Origin of the sequence: Kamptonema formosum PCC 6407 (genome assembly GCF_000332155.1) — a bacterium.
Classification (GTDB): domain Bacteria; phylum Cyanobacteriota; class Cyanobacteriia; order Cyanobacteriales; family Microcoleaceae; genus Kamptonema; species Kamptonema formosum.
The window spans coordinates 65,893-73,833 of record NZ_KB235907.1 but is presented as its reverse complement, the minus strand read 5'-3'; the positions used below and the strand labels follow the sequence as shown (position 1 = coordinate 73,833).

The window sequence follows — 7,941 nt, the reverse complement described above, 5'->3', positions numbered from 1 at the left end:
CTTGGTCGTATCCAAGCACGAGTTCCCAAGCGTCTTGGGGGTATTTTTCGGCTAGCGGTAAAGCGACATCATCTAACATCCAGCGACCGTGACGTTCATCTTCTCTGATGTGTAGTTCCCAGTAACCCATTGCGCCGTCTGAGAGTTGCAAACGCTGGGCGGCGGCGAGATAATTTCTGTAGGCGGCGGGCCCGGCTACCTCGAAGTACTGAAACGCCGAGGACTGGAACTTAAGGAAGCCTTCAACCAAATCAACCGCTACCAACGCCATTCCTACGGAGCAGACAATGGACTGTTTCAATATGTCCAAATTTTCGCCATCTCCAACGGTGTCAATACCCGTTACTACGCCAACAACCGTAAACAAGAATTTAAACAAACCTTCTACTGGGCAGACCAAGACAATAACCTGATTACCCAACTGGAAGACTTCGCGGATAGCTTTCTGGAGAAATGCCACGTCTCCAAGATGATCTGTAAATACATTGTCCTGCACGAATCCGACAAAGTGCTGATGGTGCTGCGTCCCTATCAATACTACGCCGTCGAAGCCATCATTGAGCGTGTCAAAAACACCAACAAAAATGGCTATATCTGGCATACCACTGGATCGGGCAAAACCCTCACCAGTTTCAAAGCTGCCCAAATCCTTACGCAACTACCCAAAGTCCATAAAGTTCTGTTCGTAGTTGATCGTGCTGACCTCGACTACCAAACTAGCAGAGAGTTTAATTATTTCAGCCCCGACTGCGTAGACACTACTGACAACACTCGACAATTAGTAGAACAAATGGCTGGGGATAACCCCCTCATTGTCACCACTATCCAGAAACTCAACCGAGCGATCAAGTCCCAACGTCATGAAGTCGCAATGGAAAGCTTGAAAGATAAGCGCATTGTGTTCATCTTTGACGAATGCCACCGTTCTCAATTTGGCGAAACCCATAAAAATATCGTCAAATTCTTTCCCCAAGCACAAATGTTTGGCTTTACAGGGACTCCTATCTTTGCCGATAACGCCGCTAGCAACGAACACGGTAAACGTACTACCAAAGACCTATTCCAGGAATGTCTGCATAAATATGTGATTACCAATGCGATCGCGGATGAAAACGTGCTTAAATTTTCCGTCGAGTATTGGGGAAAAATCAAACGCAAAGACGGTACGCTGATCACAGAGCCAAAATTAGACCGAGAATTCTTTGAAAATCCCGACCGAATTTCTCTAATTGTCGATTGGATTATTGCCAACCATAACCGTAAAACCCACGGTAGAAAATTCTCGGCGATGCTCTGCGCCAGCAGTGTAGACACCCTAATTACCTATTACGACACGTTCAAAAACAAACAAAAACAGGGATTACATGACCTACGAGTGATCACAATTTTTACCCCTGGCTATAACGAAGAAGACCAAGACGCAAACGGCTTAATTGGAGAACCTGATTTTAATATCAGCGCAGATATAAGCAACCGTAGCCATAGCCGCGACAAACTGAATCAATTTATCGCGGAGTATAACCAGATGTACCAAACCCAACATTCCGCCAAAGATAGTCAGGCTTTCTATGCCTACTATAAAGATATCGCCAAGCGGATGAAAGACCGCGATCGAGAAAACTTTCAGGATCAGGAACGCGCCGATATTCTGTTAGTCGTCAATATGTTTCTCACGGGCTTTGATGTCAAAAAGCTCAATACACTTTACGTTGACAAAAATCTGAAGTATCACGGATTAATTCAAGCATACTCCCGCACTAATCGCATTTTGGGCGAACTTAAATCTCAAGGGAATATCGTCTCTTTCCGTAACCTCAAAGAGAATACTGATCAAGCCGTTGCCCTCTTTTCAGACACCAACGCAAGCGAAGAAATTTTCATTCAACCCTACGAATACTACATTGAAAAATTTAATGACGGGGTGCAAGAACTGAGAGCGATCGCCACTATCCCTAACGATGTCAATAAGCTTATTAGTGAAGATGACCAAGTTAAGTTCGTTAAAGCCTTTCGTAATCTTATTCGTTTGCAGAATGTAAGTAAATCATTCACTGAATTTAGTTTTTCTGACTTAAATCTGGATGAACAAACCTTTGAAGATTATAAAAGCAAATATCTGGACATCTATGATAAAACGCGATCTAAACCCGATGACGAGAAAGAGTCTTTAGTTGAGGAAGTCGATTTTGAACTGGAACTGATCCAGCGAGACGAAATCAATGTCGCCTATATTCTCAAGCTGCTGGCTAACCTTCAGCGCGAGCTGCAAACAGATGTCACTTCAGAAGAGTACCAGAGCCAAAAAGCCTGTATCCTTGAACTCATTGGTAAGGAAGCCCAATTACGAAGTAAACGGGATCTGCTGGAGAAATTTATCGAAGAGCGGCTACCCACCCTTGAACCCGAAGAAAAAGTGGAAACTGTCTTTCAAGACTTCTGGACTCAAGAACGTATCGAAGCAATTCAGCAACTCTGTATAGAGGAAAATCTCAAGGTCGAAGCTGTTAATCAAATGATTGCCGACTATAAATTTTCAGGGAAAGAGCCATTAAGAGAAACTGTGCTGAGTGCTTGTAACGAAAAACCAAAATTATTAGAGCGTAAAAAAATCTTTGCGCGAGTTGTATCAAAATTACTCGACATCATTAACAAATTTGATGACGCTCTTGGTGAGCTTGGGGAGGAAGAATAAAACAGTTCTCAAAGCAGGCGATCGTCAAATCAGTCACCTAACCATGCCGATAATACCGAAACGGAAAGGGCGAGATCAGTTCTATGGGGAACTCAAGAAGCCGACCATGATTGCAGTCACTCCCACCGATCGCCCATCGCCATTACCAGAAACAATTAGTACCCTTTGCAAGTGGCACGGCATCACAGCCACACGAACAACGATAACTTAGATCAAGGTTTTGGTAAAAAAGCAACTCAAACAGGTAGCGGGGTTTTAGAAAAGAAATCCCGAAAAGCAATCTTTTGTTCTTCTGTCAGATAGGATTCCGATGCTTCCGCCAGATTGAAAAACTCATCAGGCGTTCTGTATTTAAAATTTAAGATTTCTACTCCTACTACCTGGTTATTTTTATCGAAGTCCCAGACTATACCAGGGGGACTTTCTTCGGAGTCTGCGATTTCACCCTCCGATAGGGTGAAATAGGCTGCATCCGCCTCTGGATCGTGTTTTAATTCAATTTTCATAATAGACCTCGCTTGTGCTTGCTTGTTGCATTTCTATCAAAATGTGCTGTAACAATTTTCCAAGGCTCTACAGTGAAATTGTAAACTACCCGTAAAATACGATCATCCTTTTCAGGTATAACTCCATAAGCAGCCCGAAGCTCCGGATCTTTATCATCTGGTTTTGTTTTGATGGGGGACTGGAGAACTTGCTCGATCCATTCCAATTGGATATTACGTTTGCTCACTTGTTCGGATGCATGCTCAGTTAGCTGGTAACGGAAGTTTTCCATGTTAATGTACTCAACTTTTACAGTCCTCAGTCTTACCTATAAACCCTCGCTCTAATCCGAATTACCAGATTTTCGGATATTCGATAATCTAGCTATTAGGCTATCCGGTTCCGCCCCTTGCTCGAACAGCACCCACACCTCTAGCAACTCCTGCACCAGTTCTGAGAAGTCTAACTTTACCTCCTCTTCTGCCAAATCCAGGAGCCGCCTCTTAACTTGCAGGTGCGTTTTCTTGCGAATGTAGGCGATCGCCGCCTCATACTCTGGATCTGATTTTTCCCTTTAGGTCGTCCCCTCGTTTTAGGCGGAGGTAACAGTCCAGGGTCAGGCGTGAGCTCAGCAACTATCCGCTCTTTTGCAGGTTCCGCCCTCTGTACCTCAAGAAGAGGTTGCGGGTCAGCAGATTTTCCATCCTCAGAGGCTACATCGAAGATGCGGCGAAAGGCATTTTCTTTTTTGGTCACAACAGTTCGCTCCCTAGCCGTTTGTAGTCCCGCCAAGCCGTTGCTGCATTGCGATCTTTCACGTCCCGCACTAAGCAACCCTGTAGCGCTGCGGTTTCATAGCAAGCAAAGCGGCGAATTCCAATCTCAAACAGAGGCAAACCCAGTTCAAGTAAAGCCTCCCTCGCTTTCTCCCCTGTTTTTCTGGGGGCTGGTGGCACAACGGTCAGTAGGATTCTAAACTTCGTAACGTCAAACTTCTTAAGCACTCCAATGGTTTGAAAGAGAGCATCGAGGGAAAGAGCGTCTGGAGTCGTTGGCAGGATCAACAGATCGCCCCTCACCAAATTCTGCAAGTCTTCTTCACTAGGCCGCGCCTGGGTATCAATAACGATGTGTTCGGGTTTGCTTGAGCTCAAACGGTAGGGCGCTTGCCGCTCGTCAACCACTTCAAAGGGCAACTGCCCTCGCTTGGCCCATCCCGTCGCGCTGCGGTTGGGGTCGCCGTCAATTAGAATTGCATCGCCCGATTCCGCCAGGTAAGCTGCCAGGTGGACGGCCGTCGTCGTCTTTCCCACGCCTCCCTTAAAGGATGCCACTGTGTATATTGCGATGAGGCTCACCTCCCTCGAAAATCAATTTCTAGCAGATTACCATAATTCTGAACATCTACTAATCCGCTTATCCGTTAATCCGCATAACTGGTTATGCGAATTAACGGATATCCAATTATTCAATAAACGCAGAGCGCAGCGATCGCGGCTTCGGGTTTTACCTTTGGAGGGAGAGTGTTTGAGTCATTTTTGGGGCGATTTTGAGTGGTGAAGGAGTTAATGCCGAATGGGTTGGGTAAGATGGCGAGGTTAAGAGGTGCGATCAATCATTTTTATTTTCAAGCAACTGAAGTCTCTATTCTTTCCCTTCAATAATTTTCCAAACTTTATAATAATCTTGCCCTGCTTCTCCAATGGCTTGAGTCCAAACCGTAGGTTTTACTTGCGCTAACTCACTTCTTAACCTTGATAAAGGTAAACCTGGATTTAACATCCGTTCCCCAAGTTCTCCAGCTAGAGGTTGAGCAGCTTGTCTGGGTACATTAAGAAGTCGTAGAGTAATCGCCTCATCAGAATTAACACCATAAAACACACGAGCAGGTAGATTGCGTAGAGTTTGTTGATCCCTTTCTGAAAGCTGCTCAAACTCTTCTTCTTTGAATGTCAAAGTTTGCAGAGCTGCTAAACCCCAGGATGCTGCCGGAATAAGATTTTTGAATAGACTCTTACAGCAATTAGTCATAGCATCTGTAAATTCAATATTTCTACCTTTAGCAGTCGAAAAATAATTCTGTGCTATATCTTTCAGGCTTAAGCCGTTCACCCAATCAGAAATTATATCTGCTAGGAAGTTTTTACTTATTCTTGCTCCGCCTATTACTTGCTCAAGGTTTTGATTCAATTCCGGTATATCTTGAAGAATTTCTAGTAATTTCTTTAAGGAGGGACTACCGCTTACAAATAAACTATCTGCATCCCAAACCTCTTGATTGATACGTTCGTCATGCAATCGGCTGAGAGTTATGCTAACACTTTCCCAGGAAAAACCAGTATTATCTACTAGACTTAACGGACGATTAGAAATGCGTTCTGCATAGCCTCGTACACCATTGACTAGGGAGTTTGCTATTTGTGGATGTTTTCGCCGGAGAGCCTGAAAGCCTAGAGTTCCTCTTAAAACCTGCTCAACCTCAGTAACAAAACGTTCATGATTACCAATTTGTCGATAAGTATGAGCAAGGTATTGCAAGAAAGAAGACCACTCAGGCTGCTTATACAAAAGGTGTAGCTCCAATTGTCCCCACTGCTTAATAGCTTTTTGTACCATGCTCACAAGCGTTGAGCTTAAAGATTCCACTTTTTGATTCACAAATTCTGTTAATTTATCAGCTTTTCCTGATTATTTGCTGCTAGAGCAATGATTCCTACACTTGATTGGTTTACACGCCCAGCACGGCCAGCCAAATTCCAAAAATCTTCGGCTGGCATATTTTACCGTAGGGATACTGGTGGCTTGCTAATACAACATTAGATACTGGAAAGTTAACTCCTTGGGCAATAGTAGTTGTTGTGACAAGCACTTGAATGCTACCTTTCTCAAATAGCCACTCTATTAGAGTTCTAGCCTCGTCTGAAAGACCGGAGTGATGAACACCTACACCATATTGTAATAAATTTATAAGGGGAAATTCAGGACTAAATTCTTCTTGAAGGAACCGCTGTACTAACTGAATATCTTCAGATTCTTGTGAAGAAGAATTGGCTTCTTTCGTGAAATGACTAGCCAATTTCCAAGTGTCAGGTATTGTTTTTGCAAGAATGATAACTGATCCCCGCTTTTTCAGAAGTTGCGCGGTAGCAGCAGCAAGCTTATTAGGGCTTTTTGATACATCTGACCATTTTAAGCCAAGTATTCTTTCATCTTCTAACGTAATAGTTTCGGCAATGTCTATAGTTTGCCTATTAGTGTGTATCGTTTTTAATTCTATAGTAAAATTTTTAGATTTAGGAGCACTCCTTTTGGCTGTACTCAAAACAATGGCTCGATCATTTGGCAACCAATCCAAGCCTAATTCAATTTGATTATAGCTATCAGGAGACAGCCAACGGGCAATTTCATCGGCATTATCAATAAATGGAGTTAGAAGAAGAAATTGTGCATAACGGCACTCTCGATTAATTGTAGCTAATAGCAATTCTAATTTGAGACCGCGCTGTTCTTGGGATAAATTATGGGCTTCATCCACGACCACAAGAGTCAGAGGTCTTCCAATCTTCTCTTCCCATCCCCCACGTAACATTAAATCGAACTTTTCAGGAGTTGAAACCAGTATGCGAAAGCGACTTTCTTGGTTAGTATCTTTTAGAATATTTGCTTCTAGACTATCTATTTCTAAAGCAGGACTAACGCGCTCTACGTTAATTTCTAATGGAGTAAAATCATCTCTTAAACGTTTACATATCTGATTAACTAAAGCACGAGTCGGGGCTAGGTAAGCAACCCATCCTTGTTCTCGGTCAAATTGGTTAAGAGCTTGTAAAATACGGAATTGAGCAATAAAAGTCTTGCCACTAGAAGTAGGAAGATTTACAACCACGGCTCGATGACTAGAACCTAATAGTCCTGCTTCCCGTAAAGCTCGGCGTTGGGGAGGCAGCATTTCAAAGATTGGTTGATGTTGGTTTGTTACTACCTGTTCGACAAAACGGGTAACTCGGCTATTTACTGCTCGTGTGACTGTCCAAATGCTGTTCTTAACTAACTGGTTTGCTGTTTCAATAAGAAGACGTGTTAAATTTTCTAGTTCAATCAGTTCAGCTTTTGCACAAGCACTTAATACCCGATCAAAATGAGATTCTAACTGCTGACGAATATCGAAGTACCCCTCTACTGCTCCCTGCGTTAAGAAAATTGATAAGATCTCCGCTGCTTTAGATAGATGATAGAGGGCAACTAGCTCCCAAGCAGCAGTACGGGCATTAGTTGCCTGGGTTTCCAGATAGTCTGCTTCAAATCTTTGTTGAGCCGCTCGTAATGCTACAATCTGCTCTTGTACACGATCGAGGTCATTCCAGCCATCCTTACGGATCAGACGCAACCAAGCATCAAAGATAGTTGCCTGTACTCTTTCCCCCCCAAGAATCAGAATTTATAGGTAGTTCCGGCCACGAATTTTCTTTCAGCAACCGGGCAGCATCTGCTCCTCGATCGCCTAGTATGCCTAAGCAGGCTACACGCAGTAACCATTTTGCAGCATCCATTGAAGAAGATGGTACCTTTAGTACACGCAGTAATTCAAAAGCTTTCTTGCTAACATTCCGTAAATTTTGTGAATTGTCTTCGTCATTTAGTAAGTCGAACACTGCTAATTCAACAGCTTCAGCAGTAAAGCGCAAATCCGATTCATCGTTGTATCAAGCGGCAGATTAATGCCTGCTTGAGCAAGCGTTTTGATGCTTCTGTACTTGCAGACT

The 7,941-nt window shown here is 43.4% G+C and carries 11 protein-coding genes; 3 read left to right on the top strand and 8 right to left on the bottom strand.

Features of this window, described 5'->3' with window-relative positions; translation table 11 throughout:
* The coding region (locus OSCIL6407_RS36450; protein ID WP_234709985.1) for an iron-containing redox enzyme family protein at positions 1-271 on the bottom strand (271 nt) is incomplete at its 3' end.
* Here OSCIL6407_RS36450 and OSCIL6407_RS0129370 point away from each other — a divergent pair.
* Complete coding sequence (locus OSCIL6407_RS0129370) at positions 155-2,692, top strand: type I restriction endonuclease subunit R (RefSeq protein WP_234709984.1); 2,538 nt, start codon at positions 155-157, stop codon at positions 2,690-2,692. The genes OSCIL6407_RS36450 and OSCIL6407_RS0129370 overlap by 117 nt on opposite strands.
* Positions 2,658-2,903: a hypothetical protein gene (locus OSCIL6407_RS35100; protein ID WP_148288977.1), complete on the top strand. Its 246-nt coding sequence runs from the start codon at positions 2,658-2,660 to the stop codon at positions 2,901-2,903. Before OSCIL6407_RS0129370 ends, OSCIL6407_RS35100 begins: the two co-directional genes overlap by 35 nt.
* Positions 2,904-2,928: 25 nt before the next feature.
* Here the strand turns inward: OSCIL6407_RS35100 and OSCIL6407_RS0129365 are convergent, their stop codons facing one another.
* The 4 genes from OSCIL6407_RS0129365 to OSCIL6407_RS0129350 all read right to left on the bottom strand — a co-directional run bounded on the left by OSCIL6407_RS0129365 (position 2,929) and on the right by OSCIL6407_RS0129350 (position 4,512).
* The gene (locus tag OSCIL6407_RS0129365; RefSeq protein WP_007354482.1) at positions 2,929-3,198 is read right to left on the bottom strand and encodes a DUF2283 domain-containing protein; all 270 of its coding nucleotides are present in this window, start codon (positions 3,196-3,198) and stop codon (positions 2,929-2,931) included.
* Complete coding sequence (locus OSCIL6407_RS0129360; protein WP_007354483.1) at positions 3,195-3,470, bottom strand: DUF4258 domain-containing protein; 276 nt, start codon at positions 3,468-3,470, stop codon at positions 3,195-3,197. The genes OSCIL6407_RS0129365 and OSCIL6407_RS0129360 overlap by 4 nt, the downstream gene beginning before the upstream one ends.
* A 176-nt stretch (positions 3,471-3,646) precedes the next feature.
* Positions 3,647-3,934 (bottom strand): hypothetical protein, encoded by a 288-nt coding sequence (locus OSCIL6407_RS31675; protein ID WP_019488070.1) that lies wholly within the window; start codon positions 3,932-3,934, stop codon positions 3,647-3,649.
* A complete protein-coding gene (locus OSCIL6407_RS0129350; protein ID WP_007354485.1) occupies positions 3,931-4,512 on the bottom strand; it encodes a ParA family protein in 582 nt (193 codons plus the stop codon). The genes OSCIL6407_RS31675 and OSCIL6407_RS0129350 overlap by 4 nt, the downstream gene beginning before the upstream one ends.
* Before the next feature lies 1 nt (position 4,513).
* Here OSCIL6407_RS0129350 and OSCIL6407_RS0129345 point away from each other — a divergent pair, with 1 nt between their 5' ends.
* Positions 4,514-4,738: a hypothetical protein gene (locus OSCIL6407_RS0129345; RefSeq protein ID WP_007354486.1), complete on the top strand. Its 225-nt coding sequence runs from the start codon at positions 4,514-4,516 to the stop codon at positions 4,736-4,738.
* 84 nt (positions 4,739-4,822) lie between these two features.
* On the opposite strand, the gene OSCIL6407_RS36790 is transcribed toward OSCIL6407_RS0129345, so the two are convergent.
* The 3 genes from OSCIL6407_RS36790 to OSCIL6407_RS36780 form a co-directional block, all read right to left on the bottom strand.
* A complete protein-coding gene (locus OSCIL6407_RS36790; protein WP_051045203.1) occupies positions 4,823-5,836 on the bottom strand; it encodes a hypothetical protein in 1,014 nt (337 codons plus the stop codon).
* A 70-nt stretch (positions 5,837-5,906) separates the two neighbouring features.
* Positions 5,907-7,565 (bottom strand): DEAD/DEAH box helicase, encoded by a 1,659-nt coding sequence (locus OSCIL6407_RS36785; RefSeq protein ID WP_051045202.1) that lies wholly within the window; start codon positions 7,563-7,565, stop codon positions 5,907-5,909.
* Positions 7,566-7,572: 7 nt separating this feature from the next.
* A complete protein-coding gene (locus OSCIL6407_RS36780) occupies positions 7,573-7,830 on the bottom strand; it encodes a hypothetical protein (protein ID WP_234709982.1) in 258 nt (85 codons plus the stop codon).
* Positions 7,831-7,941 lie beyond the last annotated feature (111 nt).